Here is an 18,309-nt window from a genome sequence, read left to right as displayed (position 1 = left end):
GGCCACGCATGCGCCGCCTACGCGAACTCGCCGAGTCCGACCGCTTCGCCGACGTCGTGCGCGTGCTGTTCGCGCTGACCGGCATCGCCGCGTGGTGCACGATGGCCGGCCCGGCCGACGCCATCGTGCCGGCGCTGCTCGGCGCCATCGCCTGCGCGCTGGCCGAAACCGACGATGCATGGCGCGGACGCCTGCGCGGCCTGCTGGTCACCCTGGTGTGTTTCGCGGTGGCGGCCGCCGCCGTGAAGGCGTCGATCGGCACGCCCGTTATCTTCGCGCTGCTGCTTCCGCTGGGCACCTTCGCGCTGGTGATGCTGGGCGCGGCCAGCGGCCGCTACGCCACCATCGCCACGGCGACGCTCATACTTTCCGTGTACACGATGATCGCCAGCGACGGTGCCGGCGCAACCGTGGACGGCTGGCGCGGCACGCTGGCGATCCTGGCCGGGGCTGCCTGGTACGGCTCGCTGTCGCTGCTGTGGAGCGCGCTGGCGCCCCAGCGCGCGGTGCGCCATGCGCTGGCCCGGCTGTTCGCCTCGCTGGCCGACCTGATCGAGGCCAAGGCCGCGCTGTTCGAACCGGTGCGCGGCCTGGACCGCGACGCGCTCGACCTCGCCGTGTCCCGGCGCAACCTGCGCACGGTGGAAGCGCTGACCGCCGCGCGCGGCGCCCTGCTGGACCGGATCGGCCGGCGGCAGCCGCGTGGCCGCGCCGCCGCACGACTGGGCATGTTCTTCGTCGCCCAGGACATGCACGAGAGGATCAGTTCCTCGCACTATCCCTACGACGAACTGGCGGGCGCGCTCTACCACAGCGACCTCATGTTCCGTTTCGGTCGCCTGCTGCGCCTGCAGGCCATGGCGTGCCGCGAGCGCGCCGACGCCATCCGCCGGGTGGCGCCGCTGCGCTCCATCGCCCTGCCCCGCGCCGCGCTGGACGATGTGCGCGAGGCGATGGCGTACCGCCGCCGCCACGACCCGCCCGACCAGGCCGTGGACGATGCCCTGTCCGCGCTGCTGACCAACATGCAACGCCTGCAGGAAGGCATCGAGGACGAAGGCAGCCTGCGCGAGGATGCGGACATCGCCTTGCAGGGCAACGAGCCCGCGTCGCTGCGTGAAGCCCTGGCACGTGTCCGGCTGCGGCTGGACCGCCGCTCGATGCATTTCCGTCACGCCATGCGACTGGCCGTCGGCATGCTGTGCGGCTACGCGCTGATGCTCGCGCTGCATCCGCGACACGGCTACTGGATCCTGCTGACCACCCTGTTCGTCTGCCAGCCCGGCTACGGCGCCACCCGGCGGCGCCTGATACAGCGCGTGGCCGGCACCACCGCGGGGCTGGTCGCCGGATGGGCGCTGCTGCGCCTGCTGCCGCCGGGCGACTGGCGCCTGCCGGTACTGGTTGCCAGCGGCGCCGCCTTCTTCGCTTTCCGGCTGCGCCGCTACACCCTGGCCACGGGTGTCATCACCCTGTTCGTCCTGCTCTGCTTCGACCGGGTGGGCGCCGGATACGACGCCATCGGTCCGCGTCTGCTCGACACGCTGCTCGGTGCTTTGGTGGCGGCCGCCGCCATCCGCTGGGTGCTGCCCGACTGGCGCGTGCGGCGGCTGGACGACATCGTGGCCGATGCCCTGCTCGCGCAGGGACGCTATCTCGCGCGCATCGCCGACCAGTACACGCGCGGCAAGGCCGACGACCTGCCCTACCGTATCGCGCGACGCGACGCGCACGCCGCGCTGGCCGCGGTGGCGGGCAACGTGGCGGAACTGCTGGCCGAACCCGGCCACCCACGCGACCGCGGCGAACGCTCGCTGCGACGGCTTACCGCGCTGCAAGCAGGGCTTTCGCACCTTTCCACGCTGGGCGCGCATCGCCAGCGCCTCGCCGGGGTCGATGCCGACGCGTTCCGGCAGCAGGCCCGACGCATCACCGACAGCTTCGACACGCTGGCCGCCCATGTCCGCGCGGGAACGCCCACGCAGGCCCTGCACGGTATCGACGATAGCGAACGCATCGCGCCGGAGGGCGACTCGCCCGACGAGACCCTGCGGCTGGTCCATCGCCAATGCCGTCTGCTGGTCCGCGTGCACGACCGCATGGCGGCCATCGAACCGGCCTGATTGCTGCGTCGCGCCGTGGCTTGACCCCCTCCGCACGCTAGGATGGGCGGGTTTCCCCATTCCCTTCCCCGGAGTTGCACCATGCGCCCGTTCTCCCTCGGCGACGACCTCGACCTCCTGCGCGAAAGCGTCCGTGCGTTCGCCGAAAAGGAAATCGCCCCGCGCGCCGACCGCATCGATCGCGAAAACGTCTTTCCGGAAGACCTCTGGCGCAAGTTCGGCGACATGGGCCTGCTAGGCATCACCATTCCCGAGGAATACGGCGGCTCCGGCCTGGGCTTCCTCGCCCACATGGTGGCGATGGAGGAAATCTCGCGCGCATCGGCGTCGGTCGGGCTGTCCTATGGCGCGCACTCGAACCTGTGCGTGCAGAACATCTACCACAACGGCAACGACCAACAGCGCCGCACGTATCTCCCCAAGCTGGCCAGCGGCGAGTGGGTGGGTGCGCTGGCGATGAGCGAACCGGGCGCAGGATCCGACGTGGTCGGCTCGATGAACTGCCGCGCCGAGCTGGTGGACGGCAAGTGGATCGCCAACGGCACCAAGATGTGGATCACCAACGGCCCGGACGCCGACGTGCTGCTGGTCTATATGCGCACCGCGCCGCGTCCGGCCGGCAGCCGCTGCATGACCGCTTTCATCATCGAGAAAGGCATGCCGGGGTTCACCACCGCGCAGAAGCTGGACAAACTGGGCATGCGCGGTTCCAACACCTGCGAGCTGGTGTTCGACAACTGCGAGATTCCCGCGGAAAACATCGTGGGCGAGGTGAATGAAGGCGTGCGCGTGCTGATGGGCGGCCTGGACACCGAGCGCCTGGTGCTGTCCGGTGGTCCGATCGGCATCATGCAGGCCGCGCTGGACCTGGTGCTGCCGTACGTGCGCGAGCGCAAGCAGTTCAATGCCCCGATCGGCACCTTCGGCATGATGCAGGCCAAGGTGGCCGACATGTACACCGCGCTGCAATCGTCGCGCGGGTTCGCCTACATGGTGGCGCAGCAGCTGGACAACGGGGTGAAGTCGCGCATCGACCCCGCCGCCTGCCTGCTCAACGCCTCGACCAATGCGGTCAAGGTGGCACTCGAAGCCATCCAGTCACTGGGCGGCAACGGCTACATCAACGAGTTTCCCGCCGGTCGGTTGCTGCGCGACGCCAAGCTCTACGAGATTGGCGCCGGCACCAACGAGATCCGGCGCATGCTGATCGGCCGCGAACTGTTCCACGGCAAATCCTGACTCACCAGGCCATGCGGAAACTCGCGTTCGCCGAACGCGAGTGATCGCGGTCCGCGAAGCGCTGGTCCACGTTGAAACCCAACTGGGTGCTCGCGGTCATGTCCCAGCCCAGCGCCATGCCGGCGGTGCCGGCGCGACGCGACAGACCGATGCCGTCGACCGGAGCCCACTGGGCAAAGCCGGTGTAGCGCGCAGCGAATACCTCACCCTTGGTCGCGAAGGCGTTCTGCCAGCCGAGCTTCGCATCCAGGTGCAGCGTGCCGCGCGAGGTCAGCCACGAACTGCCGGCACGCAGGCCGAAACCCGCCTGCCAGCGCGAGGTGGTGTGACCGTCCGCCGCCAGGCCGAAGCCCTGGCCGCCGCTTTCGGAGAAGCCGTCACGATGGATGCTGGCGTATTCCACGTTGGCGAACGGCGTGAGCGTGAAGGCACCCGCATGGCCGCGGAAACCGATTTCGCCGTACGCCGAATCGTAGCTACCGTTCTGGTCGCTGCCCGAGAACGCCACCTGGTCGCCGAACTGCAGCATGCGGTTCATGCTGCCACGGAAACTGCCGTAGCCGACCTGGCCCACGCCGTACCAGTTCGCGCCCCGCGAGCCCGCATAGAGCATGCCGGCGGTCGAACGGCTGCGCTGGCGGTCGAAGCTGCCGTTGAGCTGGCCGTTGCTGGACATCTGCGCGACCGCGACACCGGCGAACCCGTTCAGGCCCAGGCGGACGTCGTGACCGGCCAGGCCGCCATTGAGGTTGAAGCCGACGTTGCCGAAACCGCCGCGGCTCAGCCCACCCTGGTAGCCCAGCGACTGCGTCCAGCCACCGGTGCCCCGCTGGTCGAGATGGGCGATCAGCGCATCGTTGCTGGCGTCGATACCGGCCAGCGTGACGGCGGTGCCGGCGGCGTAGAGCTGCCCCGACAGCGACTCGAGCGACGCCTGTGCCTGCTGGGTGGTACGCGACTGCTGGATGTTCCCCGCAGCCGTCAGCGTGCCGTTGGCGACGGCGCCGGTGTTAGTGCCGGAGACGTTCTGGTTGATCTGGTTGAACGCGCTGTCGAGTCGCGGCGCGGACGAGGCGGCGGCAAGCGAGGACGGCATGCTGGCCGCGGCAACCTTGATGACGCTCAGCTGCGAGGTATCCACCCAGACTTCCGACGGCGCGTACTGCAGGCTCGCGCTAAGGAAAATGCCCGTGGCAAGCGTCGTGGAGGTGAACTGGCCCAGCACCGCCCCGGCGGAAAGTACCTGCTGGTGCGAAGTCTTGACGTAGCCGTCGGTCACGCCGGCGATGTAGAAGTTGCCGTTGAGGTTCGCCGTACCGTTCACGATCAGCGGCGCGCCGAGCACCTGCGACACGACCGAGGTCGGGTAGAGCGTCAGGTCGCCGTTGATATGCGTGCTGGTCGAGGTGGTCTGGAGGCGGCCGGCAGTCTGCAGGGAGCCACCGATGTCCTTGCGCGCAAGCAACGCGGCACCCTGGTCGATCGTCACGTTGCCAGGCAGCGTACCGACCGAATCGATACCCGTACCGGCGCCGATGAACGTGCCTCCCGTGTACGTGTTGTTCGTATTGCTGAGCGTGAGGACGCCAGAGCCCTGGGTACGGATATTGCCTGCGCCCGAGATGGCGTTCGAGAAAGTGATCGCGCCCTGCACCGGCTGGCTGCCGGTGGTGTCGCCCAGGTCGACGGTGAACTGGTTCCAGTCGAGCTTGCCGGGGCCACCGATCGCGCGGCCGACATTGAGGCGACCGTAGCCGTAGATGGCGTCCGGACCCGGCGCGCCGAGGTCGTCGGCCGTGCCCAGCAGAATCTGCCGCACCGACTGCATCGACAGGGTCGGGAAGACACCGGCGACCGCCGCCGCACCGCCGGCCACCTGCGGGGCGGCGAACGAGGTGCCTTCCCACACGGCGTACGTCGGCGTCGTCGCCGACGAATTCGTCGTCAGGGTGACCACCGAACCCGGCGCGGCCAGGCAATAGTTTTGCGCCACGCCGCAACGGTTCGAGTAGGAAGCGATGGTGTCCGGATGAACGCTGTCGAGCGCGACGACGGTCAGCCAGCCGCTCTCGAGGCTCTTCCCCAGGGACGTCGAGATCGTCAGCGCGCGGGTCGGCAGGATGGCGACATCGGAGGGATCGGCCGCACCCTTGTTGCCTGCCGCGAATACCTGCAGGGTCCCGCTGGCGGCGGAGCTGTACGCGCTGGCGAAGCTCTGCGTCGTCGCCGTCGAGCTGGCCGACCAATACAGGCCGTCCCATGAATTGTTCACGATCCGGGCGCCTGCCGTGATCACATCGGCATTGACCTGACCGAGTGGACCGGCACTGGTCACCAGGTTGCCCTGGCCCGTGCCGTCGTCAGCCGGGGACTTGTCGGCGATGATGCGCGCGGAAACGATGCTGGCCGCCGGTGCGATACCGCCGGCGAACGATTTGACCGGTACGCCAGCGGCCACCTGGGCTACGGCGGTACCGTGCCCGACGACGTCGTCCACACCGGTGTTGTTCACCGTGGGATCGACATAGGTCAGGCTGGTTTTCACGTGATCGGCCAGGGCCGGGTTCTTGGTCGCTACGCCGGAATCGACGACGGCGATCGTGACACCGGCGCCCTTGGCACCCGCGGCCTGTGCCGCCGCGGCGTTGGTACCGCTGAGCTGGATGTCATAGGGAAAGCCGACGGTCGGCGGTGGCGGCGTGCCGGGCAGCGTCGGATTCACCGTCACCGGCGGCACGTTGTAGCTGGTACCTGTTGCACGTGTTCCGCCGCTACCACCACCGCCGCACGCGGTCAGGCCCAGGCTCACGCACACGGCTAGCGCAAGCTCGCGCTGACGCAAGAAATTCGTCGAATTCACGGTTGATCCCCTTGATGACATCAATGTCTCGCGCCCGCGGTCCGTGGGAGCGTTAAGAGAATGTTGCCATAAGAAGTTGAGAAAAGTCTCACTCTTTTTGCAAAAAATAGGGACGACCGGGGGCGACGGTGGTCGGCACCTTGCGGCGGCGCAGATTGCCCCTCCCCGAGCCCACTGCGATACTCGACGAGTTTCCGTCCCGCAAGGGGTGGCCATAACGATGTCCCACGGAGTCTCCATGTCTGAGATCGTCATCGCGGGCGCCAAGCGCACCGCCATCGGTTCCTTCCTCGGTCAGTTCACCGGCGTGCCCACGCCCACGCTCGGCGCCGTCGCCATCAAGGCGGCGCTGGAACAGGCGGGCGTCGCGCCGGCCGACGTCAGCGAGGTGATCATGGGCTGCGTGCTGCCCGCCAACCTCGGCCAGGCCCCCGCGCGCCAGGCGTCGCTGCAGGCGGGGCTGCCCACGTCGGCGGGCTGTACCACGATCAACAAGGTGTGCGGTTCCGGCATGAAGGCCATGATGCTGGCCCACGACCTGATCAAGGCCGGGTCCGCCGCCATCGTGGTGGCCGGCGGCATGGAATCGATGACCAACGCGCCACACATGGTCAACGCGCGCACGGGCATCCGCTACGGCGACGGCCAGCTGGTCGACCACATGGCATGGGACGGCCTGACCAACCCGTACGACGGCCAGTCGATGGGTGTGTTCGGCGAGCAGTGCGCCGACAAGTACCACTTCACCCGCGAGGAACAGGACGCCTTCGCCATCGCTTCCGTCGAGCGCGCCAAGGCCGCCCAGGCGTCCTCCGCCTTTGCCGGCGAGATCGTTCCGGTGACCGTGCAGGGCCGCAAGGGCGCGCAGGATTTCGTCGAGGACGAGCAGCCGGGACGCTCCGATACGGCAAAGATCCCCACCCTGCGCGCTGCGTTCCGCAAGGAAAACGGCACGATCACGGCGGCCAGTTCGTCCAGCATTTCCGATGGCGCGGCGGCACTGGTGCTGCTTTCGGCCGATGACGCGAAGGCCCGTGGCGTCACCGCGCTGGCCCGCGTCGTGGCCCACGCCACGCATTCGCAGGCGCCGGAGTGGTTCACCACGGCCCCGGTCGGCGCGATTTCCAAGGTGCTGGAAAAGGCCGGCTGGTCGGTGGGCGACGTAGATCTGTTCGAGATCAACGAGGCGTTCGCCGTCGTGCCGATGGCCGTCATGCGCGAGCTGGATGTCCCTCACGAGAAGGTCAACGTCAACGGCGGTGCCTGTGCGCTGGGCCATCCGATCGGCGCCAGCGGCGCCCGGATCGTGGTCACCCTTCTCAATGCGTTGACGGCCCGTGGCGCAAAAAGGGGCGTCGCCGCGCTGTGCATCGGTGGCGGCGAGGCAACGGCAATCGCCATCGAAGTGGTGTAAAACCGGGGTCGACGCATTATTTCCAGGCATGGAACCGCAATCACGCCAAATACATGGGCTTTAATGCCCACTGAAGCGGCACGATGAGGTTTCTAGCTAAGTTACGATAACTAGGCTTTAATACGCCCGCCTCACGGCATTCCACGGCTAAGGAGAAACATAATGAATTTGACGCGTACCCTTCTCGCCTCTGCGCTCGTCGCGCTTCTGGCAGCTTGCAGCAACGGCGCGCAGGATTCCGCGCAGGACGCCCAGAAGTCGGCTTCCGACGCCCAGCAGCAGGCTGACAAGGCCCAGCAGGCCGCCGACCAGTCGGCCAATGCCGCCACCACGCAGGCTGCCGACCAGGCTCAGCAGTCCGCCGACCAGGCCAAGGCTGCCGCCAACCAGGCTTCGCAGGCTGCTTCGGCCTCCACGGCCGGTGGCACCCCGGAAGCTGCCAAGGACGCCGCTGCCAACGCTGCTGATCAGGCCGACAAGTCGGCTGACCAGGCGAAGGACGCTGCTTCCAACGCGGATAGCGCCAAGGACGACAGCACCAAGAAGTAAGCCGCAAGGTTTGCCTCGCTGTCGAAACGGCCACCTCAGGGTGGCCGTTTTTTTTTGGCGCGTTGCAGCGTTTGCCCATCCCGCGCGACCGCTATCATGGTCGTTTCGTCATAGCGCGAACGCCCACCATGCCCATCCTCGATTCGCAGCTCGATACCCGCTCGGCCGAGTTCCAAGCCGCCAGCCAGCGCCTGCGCGCACTGACCGACGACCTGCGCGCCACGCTGGCCCGTACCGCCGAGGGTGGCGGTGCCAAGGCCCGCGAGAAGCACGTGGCCCGCGGCAAGCTGCTGCCCCGTGAGCGCATCGCCGCCCTGCTCGACCCCGGTTCGCCCTTCCTCGAGATCGCCCCCCTGGCCGCCCATGGCATGTACGACGACGCCGCGCCGGCCGCGGGCGTCATCGCCGGCATCGGCCGGGTGAGGGGGCAGGAGGTGGTGGTGCTGGCCAACGATGCGACGGTCAAGGGCGGCACGTATTTCCCGATGACGGTGAAGAAGCACCTGCGCGCGCAGGAAGTGGCGATGGAGAACCGCTTGCCCTGCGTCTACCTGGTGGATTCCGGCGGCGCGTTCCTGCCGCTGCAGGACGAGGTGTTCCCCGATCGCGAACATTTCGGTCGCATCTTCTACAACCAGGCGCGCATGAGCGCCCAGGGCATTCCCCAGATCGCGGTGGTGATGGGCTCGTGCACCGCGGGCGGTGCGTACGTGCCGGCCATGAGCGACGAGACCATCATCGTGCGCGAGCAGGGCACGATCTTCCTCGGTGGCCCGCCGCTGGTGAAGGCCGCCACCGGCGAGGTAGTGGATGCCGAAGCGCTGGGCGGTGCCGACGTGCATACGTCGGTATCGGGCGTGGCCGATCATTTCGCCGAGAACGACGCGCATGCGCTGGCGATCGCCCGTGACATCGTCGGCGCACTCAACCGCGTGAAGCAGCAGCCGCTGGCCGTGCGTGCGCCGCGCGAGCCGCGCTTCGCCGCGGAAGAACTGTATGGCGTGATCCCCGAGGACACGCGCCGCCCGTTCGATATCCACGAGGTGATCGCGCGGGTGGTCGACGACTCCGAGTTCCACGAATTCAAGGCACGCTACGGCAAGACGCTGGTCACCGGCTTCGCGCATATCCATGGCTACCCCGTGGGCATCGTGGCCAACAACGGCATCCTGTTCGGAGAATCCGCGCAGAAGGGCGCGCACTTCATCGAACTGTGCAACCAGCGCAACGTGCCCCTGGTGTTCCTGCAGAACATCACCGGCTTCATGGTCGGACGCAAATACGAGAACGCCGGCATCGCCAAGGACGGCGCGAAGATGGTCACGGCAGTGGCGTGCTCGCACGTGCCCAAGTTCACCGTGGTGATCGGCGGGAGCTTCGGTGCCGGCAACTACGCGATGTGCGGGCGAGCGTATGGCGCGCGCTTCCTGTGGATGTGGCCCAACGCGCGGATCAGCGTCATGGGCGGCGAACAGGCCGCCTCGGTGCTGGCCACCGTGCGCCGCGACGGCATCGAGGCCGGCGGCGGCCAGTGGAGCGCCGAGGAGGAAGAAGCCTTCAAAGCGCCCGTGCGCGACCAGTACGAACGCCAGGGGCATCCCTACTACGCCAGCGCGCGCCTGTGGGACGACGGCATCATCGATCCGGCGGATACGCGCCGCGTGCTCGGGCTGGCCATCTCGGCCTCGCTCAACGCGCCGATCGAGCAAGGCCGCTTCGGCGTCTTCCGCATGTAATGCGTTAAGCGTCCGGCGTAAACCGTTAGGCGATAAGGCATTCGGCGCGCGCTAGCGCTTTACGGTTCACGGTTGACGCTTTACGCTTCACGGTCCATGTCCGCCTTCGACGACCGCGCGCCCCCCGAGATATTCACGCCCTCCGGCCTGAACCGGCTGGTGCGCGACCTGCTGGAAGACGCGCTGCCCATGGGCGTGTGGATCGAGGGCGAGCTGTCCAACGTCGCCCGCCCCGCTTCCGGCCACGTCTATTTCACGCTGAAGGACGCCAGCGCCCAGGTGCGCTGTGCGATGTTCCGCACTGCCGCCTCGCGCCTGCGCTTCCGTCCCGCGGACGGCATGCACGTGCTGATGCGGGCCAAGGTCGGGCTGTACGAGGCACGCGGCGAGTTCCAGCTGGTCGCCGACCACATGGAGCCCGCGGGCGAAGGCGCGTTGCAGCGCGAGTTCGAGCAGCTCAAGGCGCGATTGGGTGCCGAAGGCCTGTTCGATGCGGAGCGCAAGCGCGTCCTGCCGGCGTTCCCGCGCCGCATCGGCGTCATCACCTCGCCCTCGGGCGCGGCGGTCCGCGACGTGCTCAGTGTCCTGGGCCGGCGCTTTCCGCTGGCCGAAGTGGACGTGCTGCCCGTGCCCGTGCAGGGCCGCGAGGCCCCGCCCGCGATCGCCGCCATGCTGCGCAAGGCCTCGGCCTGCGGACGCTACGACGCGCTGCTGGTGACCCGTGGCGGCGGCTCCCTCGAAGACCTCTGGGCGTTCAACGACGAGGACGTGGCCCGTGCCATCCATGCCAGCGCGGTGCCGGTGGTCTCGGCCGTGGGCCACGAGGTGGACTTCACCATCGCCGACTTCGTGGCCGACCTGCGCGCGGCCACCCCCTCGGCCGCGGCGGAACTGCTGGTGCCGGACGGTGCCGACCTGGAACACCGCCTCGACCGCCTGCGCCAGCGCATGACCACCCTGGCCACGCGTCGCCTGCAGGCGGCCACGCAACGGGCGGACCACTGGCAGGCGCGGCTGAACGCGCAACGCCCGCAGGCCCGACTGGCGCGCGACGACCAGCGCCTGGAAGCGCTGCACCGACGCCTCGTGATGACGGCCGGCCAAGCCGGCGCCTTGCGTCGCGCACGGCTGGAACGCCTGCAGGCGCGGCTTGCCGCGCAACACCCGCGCCTGCGACTGGCGCCGTCGCAGCGACGCCTCGCCGACCTGCGCCAGCGGCTGGCGGCGTCCATGGCACGACGCCTGGAACGCCAGCGCGCCCGCCTGACGGAACAGGCGCGCACGCTGCATGCGGTCAGTCCGCTGGCTACGCTGGAACGCGGCTACGCCATCGTATTCGACGAACGCGACGGCATCGTGCGTCGCGCCGGCGATGTCGCCGTGGGCGAGCGGCTGCGCGTGATGCTGGGCGACGGCGAGCTGCGCGTACGCCGCGACGACTGATCCCGCCCGGGCCTATACGGTCATTGAACACCGCCGACGGCATCATGGCGGATCGCTCACGACGAGGCCCGCGCCATGCTCGAGAAGAGCTACCCCTACTACGTGGCCAACAAGGCCCGTAAGACCGGCAAGAAGCTGGATGTTCTGGACAAGTACACCGGCAAGGTCGCGACACGCGTCGCCCTGCCCGACGCCGCTGCGCTGGAACAGGCCATTGCGGCGGCCCATGCGGCCACCCGCCCGATGAAACAGTTCAAGCCCTACCAGCGCCAGGCCGTGCTGGAGCATTGCGTGCGTCGCTTCGGCGAGCGGCGCGACGAGCTGGCCTATGCCCTGTGTGTGGAAGCGGGCAAGCCGATCAACGATGCGGCCGGTGAGGTCACGCGGCTGATCGAGACGTTCAAGATCGCCGCCGAGGAAGCCGTGCGGATCAACGGCGAGACGATCAACCTGGAGATCTCCGCGCGCGCCGCCGGTTACCACGGCTACACGCGGCGCGTACCGCTTGGTGCGGTGTCGTTCATCACGCCGTTCAATTTCCCGCTGAATCTGGTCGCGCACAAGGTCGCGCCGGCCATCGCCGCCGGCTGCCCGTTCGTGTTGAAGCCGTCAGAACGCACCCCGCTGGGCGCCCTGATCATCGGACAGATCCTGGCCGAGACCGATCTGCCGAAAGGCGCGTTCTCGGTGCTGCCACTGGACGGCAAGCATGCCGATCCACTGGTCACCGACCCGCGGTTCAAGCTGTTGTCCTTCACCGGCGGCCTGATCGGCTGGGACCTGAAAGCCCGCGCCGGCCAGAAGAAGGTGACGCTGGAACTGGGCGGCAACGCGGCGTGCATCGTGGATGGCGACCAGGCCGGCCAACTGGACGCGGTCGTCGAACGGCTGGTGTTCGGCGCGTTCTACCAGTCGGGGCAGAGTTGCATCAGCGTGCAGCGCATCCTCGTTCATGATGACGTGTACGACGCGCTGCGCCGCAAGCTGGTGGCCCGGGTGCGCACGCTCAAGGCCGGCGATCCGAAGAAGAAAACCACCTTCCTCGGGCCGATGATCGACGAGGCCGCAGCGGCGCGCCTGGAAGGCTGGGTGAAGGAAGCCAGGCAAGGCGGCGCACGGGTGCTGTGCGGCGGCGGCCGCAAGGGCGCCATGCTGGAAGCGACGCTGCTGGAGAACGTGCCGCACGACGCGAAGCTGCAACGCATGGAGGCGTTCGGCCCGGTCGCGTCGATCCAGCGCTTCCTCTCCTTCGACGAGGCGCTGGCCACGGTGAACGACTCGGACTTCGGCCTGCAGGCGGGCATCTTCACCAACGACCTGCGCCATGCGATGCGCGCGTGGGACGAACTCGAGCAAGGCGGCGTCATCGTCAACGACGTGCCCAGTTTCCGCGTGGACAACATGCCGTATGGCGGCGCGAAGTCTTCCGGGATCGGCAGGGAGGGCGTGCGCTACGCCATCGACGACATGAGCGAGACACGCCTGATGGTCATCCGCGACGTCTGACGAGGAAACGGGCATGACGACCCTGGTTTTCGTACACGGGTGGAGCGTCACCAACACATCGGCCTATGGCAGGCTGCCGGAAGCCCTGGCCACCCACTCGGCGCAGTCCGGGGGATCGCTGCACATCGTGGACATCCGGCTCTCCGAGTACCTCACCTTCGACGACCGCGTCACCATGGACGATATCGTGCGCGCGTTCGATCACGCGCTGCGCGGACTGCAACTGGCCGACGGCACGTTCGACTGCATCACCCACTCCACCGGGGGCCCGGTGGTCGTCGCCTGGCTGAATGCGCAGCGCGACCGCCCTGCCCTCTATGCGCCGGTACGACTGCGCCATCTGGTCATGCTGGCCTCCGCGCACTTCGGCTCCGCCCTGGCCGCCTTGGGCAAGGGCGTGGTCGGTCGATTGAAAGCCTGGTTCAACGGCGTCGAGCCGGGACAGCGCATCCTCGACTGGCTGGAGCACGGCAGCCCCGAATCGCTGGCCCAGGCACTGAATATCGTGCACGGCCCGGACTACGCCGCACGCGGCACCTTTCTTTTCGACCTGATCGGCGACCGCCCGGATCGCAAGCTCTACGACTACGTCAACTCTTACACGGGCGAGAACGGCTCAGACGGCGTGATCCGCCTGCCCGCCGCCAACCTCAACGCACGCCACGTGGTGCTGACGCAGGACCGCACCGGCGGCGCGCTGTCGATGACGATCGCGAAAGCACCACGCACGGCATTCAAGCTGCTGGCCGGGCTGTCCCACTCCGGTGGCGACCACGGCATCATGGCCGCCGAGCCGCCGTCGCCGCTTACCGTCGAGGCGATCATGCGTTGCCTCGCCGTGGATTCACCGGCCGCCTACGTGACACTGTGCGATGCGTTCGCCGCGGAAAACATCCAGCGCGACCGTGACAAGGTCGAGGTGGAAACCAAGCTACTCACCACGCGCACGCATATCCACGATCCGCGCAGCCTGCTGATCTTCCGGCTGCTGGACGACCGCGGCGAGCCGCTGCCGCAGGCGAACTTCCTGCTGACCGCCGGACCGACCGCGTCGCCCAACGACCTGCCGCCGGGCTTCTCCACCGACCGGCAGGCCAACTCGCGCAGTCCGGCCACAGTCACGATGTTTCTCAACCATGCGCTGCTGACGGGCGACGGCGCGGTAGTGGACCCACGCGACAGGCGAACGGTGCTGCGCGCGGCACAGCCTTCGCACGCGCCCTACGGCGTACGCATCGTCCCGGTGGATGTCACCGGGCTGGTGCGGCACGCCATCGCCGCCACCGCGAACGGCAACGACCTGCTGGACGTATTGGGCGCCCATGAAACCACGATCCTGGATGTGGTGCTGTCCCGCCACGTGGCGGAAGGGATGTTCCGGCTTACCGCCGACCTGAAGCCGGCGGATTTCCGCACGCCGGTACCCGGTGCGGATATTCCCTAGATGGTGACCCCGGCCCGATTCGAACGGGCGACCTTCCCCTTAGGAGGGATTCGGTATATTTGGCCCAAGGCTTGGGGCTCAAGGGCTTGCGCGATTTGCCGATACAATTGGGACAAAGCTGGGGCAAAGCGGCGAAGGTGTAAGTGGTGCCCCCGGCCCGATTCGAACGGGCGACCTCGCCCTTAGGAGGGGCGCGCTCTATCCAGCTGAGCTACAGGGGCAACAGCCTCAAAGGATACCGGAATGACGAAGGCCAAGACAAAGAAGCGCACGGAACCCGGCGTCTACAAGCGAGTCGACGGCAGGCCCCGCTACGAAGTCCGCATCCGGTGGACTGACCGGGACGGAAACAAACGCTTTCTTCCGACCGTTGTCTACCCCTTCGACCCCAACGCAAAGGCGGGCCCCAGCTGCGAGGCTGCGGCCATCGCCAACGCAAACGCTTATGCAATCCAGGAATGGGCCGCCATCCGCTTTTATGACAAAGCCCGTGCCCAGCTGGCCGAATCCTGGACACTCGGCCAGTTGCTTGAACGGCTGCTCAATGAAGCGGCAACGTCCATCGCGGAAGCCAAGGCCAAGGGCCTCCCCTCCCCCAAGACTGACCAGAAAAATGCCGCGACGTGCCGCATGCTGCTCGGCCTGAGCAAGCCCACGGACACGCCCAACCATGCCGGTTTCCCGGACCTCTGCGCACGGGCTCTCACCGCCCTGAAGCCGGAGCATTTCTCCGGCGCTCCCAACTCCCTGGCATCCCGATTGCTGGGTCGGGGTGACGTGCCCGCACCGGGTGATTCCGTGCGGCGTCTGATGTCTTTTTTCGGGTCTTTGTTCAACAGGGCAAAGACGGAATGGCGCCTTGAGTTCGTTAATCCGCTGGCCGATTGGGGGGACCTGAACCTTCCGCCTGCCAGTCCAGGCCGCGAGCGCACCCTGTCGGCCGAGGAGTGGGAAAAAGTCCGGGCCGCCCTGCGGGGCAATCGGGGCAAGACAAAGCGGTTGCGCACTTCCATTGCAATCCGCCTTGCCATTTACACGGGGCGGCATACCGCTGCCAGGCGCGAAGAGGTCGTCAAGCTCGACTGGGAGGACCTGGACCTTGCGAACGCCACGGCGCACCTTCGTGATACCAAGGCCAAGAACAAGAACAAACAGGGGCATACGCCCAAAAGCCGGACCATCCCCCTCCCGCCTCACGTGGTCCGGCGGTTGGTCTGGATAAAGCGACGCATTGAGGCGCAGGGCGTCGTCGCAACCGGGGCGGTGTTCCAGGCGAAGAAAGGCAAGCGTGTCTCCAAGGACTCGCTGACCAACACATGGTCAAAAGCGTGCGAGAGAACGGGCGTGGCGGGCGCCCGACTCCATGACCTCCGCCACACGCGGATTACGGAAATTGGCAACGTCCTCAAAAGCCCCTACCAGGTCGCGGCAATCTCCGGTCACGACGACCTCAACGTTGTAGGCCGCTACTACAACCCGAAGGCCAAAGACCTGGGCGCCGAACTCGACAACGCGGAGCGCCGGAAGAGGCAGGGGAAAAAGCCCGGAGCAACGACAGCGCGCACGGTCGACGCCGCTGTTGAAGCCCTCAAAGGACTGACGGCCGAGCAAAAGCTTGCAGCCCTGCAACGGGCGATGGCCGAGGACTGAGCCCCGGCATTGCCTCATTGCAGGAACCCCATCCTCATGGACGACGATGGCGGTAGGCTGCGAGTGAGCTGGTTCGCGGTAGACGGTAGACTGGGTGCCCCACATATGGAAGCGTGCTGATGAGAACACCCTTACGGCTTTTGAGCGCAACCCTGGCCCTGCTGGTTCCCGTCATGGCGCTCGGCGCAACGCCCCCTGCCGCCCCTGCCGAGGTCACGGCAGCTGCTCCGCCCGGTACAACTCTCCTTGCATTTTCGGCAAGCGGTGAACAGCCGAACGCGGACGCTGTGGCGGTGTTTCAAACTGCGCCCGACAAAGACAATGTGCGCCATCGCACGCTTGTCCTTTTCGGCAAGAAAGACGGCAAGTTTGTGCCGGATGTCTCCAACGACAAGGTCATCGCTTGCTCGCTGTGCAGCCAGTTCCACGATGACCAGTTTTATGCGGGTGGCGTCAAGGTGACCCCGGGACACGTCCATATCGACCAATCCGACGCGGGCGAAAAACCGTCGGAGACAGCGCTGGATTTTGTTCGGAAAAAAGACGGCTGGCATGTGACCAAAGCGACCCGTCGAACGGTCGTGGCCGGCTACGGCGCGGATACATCCGCTGCCCTCCCGTTACCGCCATCCGGACTTGCCAAGGACATGGATGCGAAGTGGACCGTTCCGGTTTTCTACAACACAGTCCTGTTCAACCGGCGCAATGGAAAGTTCATGTTCATGCACCAGAACAGCACGCCGGACGCTGTCTGGGCGGCCGCCAAGGGCGATTGCAACAAGGACGATTGCGACGTCCTCGTCCAGCAGCAGGACGGCTGCATTTCCCTTGTGCGGGATGCGACGGGCCGACCGTTTGCGGCGGGAACCCCGAATCCCAAGGACAAGAAGGCTGCTCTCGCCAAGGCCATGGACGCATGCAGTGCGGCGGGAGGGACAATGTGCAAGGAAGCCAACACGGACTGTAATACCGGAATTTTTTGAAGCTGTTTTGTCGGCCCCAGAGGCCTTTGAAAGGGAATGGATATGGACGTTGTTTCAGACAAGAAGGTAGACAGGCTCGTCGCCGCGTATGGCATGACGCGCATCTACGAGCTCGATGACAAATCATGGGTGACGGCTCAGGACGGTACAGCAGCCTGGCGACACAACAATCCCGGCAATCTCAAGCTTGAATTTGCCGGCAGCGAACAAAATTCTTCGGTGCACCGTACGAAGGAGCGTGCCCTGGAGAACGCCAAGCATAGCTACGACGGCGTCGTCGACCTGGACCAGCATGGCAACATCGTGTTTGAAAGTTATGAGGCTGGCCGCGCCGCACAACAGAAATACGTCGAGCTTCGTCATGCGGACCATACCGTTGAAGAGCTCATCAAGGATTATTCGAAGCCTGACTACAGCGGCGCTGTCCACTACGACGCGCAGGCAAAGGACATCCATTCTGTCGCTGCGGCCGAAGGCCAGGACCTGCATGGAAAAAAGGTCCGGGACATGACGGTCGCGGAAAGAGGCGCCCTGCTCGACGGAATCTCCCATTACGAACACTGGAAACCCGGAACCGTTACACCGACGCCGGTCATGACCGAAGAGCAGGTCACCGCTCTCAAAGCCTCACACCCTGCCCCTCATCCGGCGCCTGCTGCCCACGGTGCTCATGCTCCCGGCGGCCACGCCCACGCCTACAAGCAAGGCGACCACGGAGCCGCAGTTGGCGCGCTCCAGTCCGACCTCGCCGCTCTCGGCATCACGGCACGCGACGGCACTGCCATCCATCCCGACCAGCACTTTGGGCCACACACCAAAGAAGCCGTCGAGGCGTTTCAGACGGCGCGCGGACTCCATGCCGATGGTGTTGCAGGGCCGGCGACCATGGCCGCCATCGGTGAGGCGAAGAACCACGCGCAGGCAACCAGCCAGCAAAGCGTCCCCACGCTGCTCGATGCCCGTCATCCCGCCAACGGCATTTACGAGCAGGCCCACACCTGCGTTGCGCGCATTGACCAGGAGCAGGGCCGCACGCCGGGCCCGCACACGCAGAACTTCGCCGGCTCCCTGACTTCCGCCGCCACGGCTGCCGGTTTCAGCCGCATCGACCATGTGGCCTTGTCGGACGACGCCAACCGGGGCTATGCAATCCAGGGCGAACTCAACTCCCCCTTCAAGAAGTTCGTGGAAGTCGACGTCATGCAAGCCGTCCAGACTCCGATTGCACAGAGCAGCCAAGAGGCGGCGGTCAACGTGCAAAACAACACCCAGCAGCAGGCACAGGCCCAGCAACAGGTCCAGCAGCAGGTGGCGCCGGACGTCCAGCAAGCGGCCGGGCCTTCGATGACCCGGTAACGGTAG

Annotated in this window: 12 protein-coding genes and 1 tRNA gene; 11 read left to right on the top strand and 2 right to left on the bottom strand. The window is 66.9% G+C overall.

Annotation, left to right across the window (positions count from 1 at the left end; translation table 11 throughout):
• Positions 1-8 precede the first annotated feature (8 nt).
• Both yccS and AB8808_RS06155 read left to right on the top strand, forming a co-directional pair.
• On the top strand, positions 9-2,123 hold the full coding sequence (yccS, locus tag AB8808_RS06160) for a YccS family putative transporter (RefSeq protein WP_369927643.1): 2,115 nt from the start codon (positions 9-11) through the stop codon (positions 2,121-2,123).
• Between the two features lie 81 nt (positions 2,124-2,204).
• A complete protein-coding gene (locus tag AB8808_RS06155) occupies positions 2,205-3,362 on the top strand; it encodes an isovaleryl-CoA dehydrogenase (protein WP_369927641.1) in 1,158 nt (385 codons plus the stop codon).
• A 1-nt stretch (position 3,363) separates the two neighbouring features.
• On the opposite strand, the gene AB8808_RS06150 is transcribed toward AB8808_RS06155, so the two are convergent.
• Positions 3,364-6,222 (bottom strand): S8 family serine peptidase, encoded by a 2,859-nt coding sequence (locus tag AB8808_RS06150; RefSeq protein ID WP_369927639.1) that lies wholly within the window; start codon positions 6,220-6,222, stop codon positions 3,364-3,366.
• A gap of 238 nt (positions 6,223-6,460) precedes the next feature.
• Between AB8808_RS06150 and AB8808_RS06145 the strand changes: the two genes are divergently transcribed.
• The 6 genes from AB8808_RS06145 to AB8808_RS06120 all read left to right on the top strand — a co-directional run bounded on the left by AB8808_RS06145 (position 6,461) and on the right by AB8808_RS06120 (position 14,314).
• Positions 6,461-7,636 carry a thiolase family protein gene (locus tag AB8808_RS06145; RefSeq protein ID WP_369927637.1) on the top strand — a complete coding sequence of 392 codons (1,176 nt, stop codon included), beginning with the start codon at positions 6,461-6,463 and terminating at the stop codon, positions 7,634-7,636.
• 162 nt (positions 7,637-7,798) lie between these two features.
• A complete protein-coding gene (locus AB8808_RS06140; RefSeq protein ID WP_036143086.1) occupies positions 7,799-8,185 on the top strand; it encodes a hypothetical protein in 387 nt (128 codons plus the stop codon).
• Between the two features lie 128 nt (positions 8,186-8,313).
• A complete protein-coding gene (locus AB8808_RS06135; protein WP_369927634.1) occupies positions 8,314-9,921 on the top strand; it encodes a carboxyl transferase domain-containing protein in 1,608 nt (535 codons plus the stop codon).
• A 96-nt stretch (positions 9,922-10,017) separates the two neighbouring features.
• Positions 10,018-11,364 (top strand): exodeoxyribonuclease VII large subunit, encoded by a 1,347-nt coding sequence (xseA, locus tag AB8808_RS06130; RefSeq protein ID WP_369927632.1) that lies wholly within the window; start codon positions 10,018-10,020, stop codon positions 11,362-11,364.
• Between the two features lie 75 nt (positions 11,365-11,439).
• Positions 11,440-12,870, top strand: coding sequence for an aldehyde dehydrogenase family protein (locus AB8808_RS06125; protein ID WP_369927629.1), 1,431 nt, complete (start codon positions 11,440-11,442; stop codon positions 12,868-12,870).
• A 13-nt stretch (positions 12,871-12,883) separates the two neighbouring features.
• Positions 12,884-14,314 (top strand): esterase/lipase family protein, encoded by a 1,431-nt coding sequence (locus AB8808_RS06120; protein ID WP_369927628.1) that lies wholly within the window; start codon positions 12,884-12,886, stop codon positions 14,312-14,314.
• 144 nt (positions 14,315-14,458) lie between these two features.
• On the opposite strand, the gene AB8808_RS06115 is transcribed toward AB8808_RS06120, so the two are convergent.
• Positions 14,459-14,535, bottom strand: a tRNA-Arg gene (locus tag AB8808_RS06115).
• A gap of 22 nt (positions 14,536-14,557) precedes the next feature.
• On the opposite strand from AB8808_RS06115, the gene AB8808_RS06110 reads away from it, so the two are divergent.
• The 3 genes from AB8808_RS06110 to AB8808_RS06100 all read left to right on the top strand — a co-directional run bounded on the left by AB8808_RS06110 (position 14,558) and on the right by AB8808_RS06100 (position 18,303).
• The gene (locus AB8808_RS06110) at positions 14,558-15,964 is read left to right on the top strand and encodes a tyrosine-type recombinase/integrase (protein ID WP_369927626.1); all 1,407 of its coding nucleotides are present in this window, start codon (positions 14,558-14,560) and stop codon (positions 15,962-15,964) included.
• Positions 15,965-16,083: 119 nt separating this feature from the next.
• Positions 16,084-16,947 carry a DUF4189 domain-containing protein gene (locus tag AB8808_RS06105; RefSeq protein ID WP_369927624.1) on the top strand — a complete coding sequence of 288 codons (864 nt, stop codon included), beginning with the start codon at positions 16,084-16,086 and terminating at the stop codon, positions 16,945-16,947.
• Between the two features lie 36 nt (positions 16,948-16,983).
• Positions 16,984-18,303: an XVIPCD domain-containing protein gene (locus tag AB8808_RS06100; RefSeq protein ID WP_369927622.1), complete on the top strand. Its 1,320-nt coding sequence runs from the start codon at positions 16,984-16,986 to the stop codon at positions 18,301-18,303.
• The last annotated feature ends 6 nt before the right edge of the window (positions 18,304-18,309 follow it).

The organism is Xanthomonas sp. NCPPB 2632, from assembly GCF_041228075.2.
Taxonomy (GTDB): Bacteria; Pseudomonadota; Gammaproteobacteria; order Xanthomonadales; family Rhodanobacteraceae; genus Luteibacter.
The sequence above is the reverse complement of the archived record's forward strand: the minus strand, read 5'-3'. Positions and strand labels throughout refer to the sequence as shown.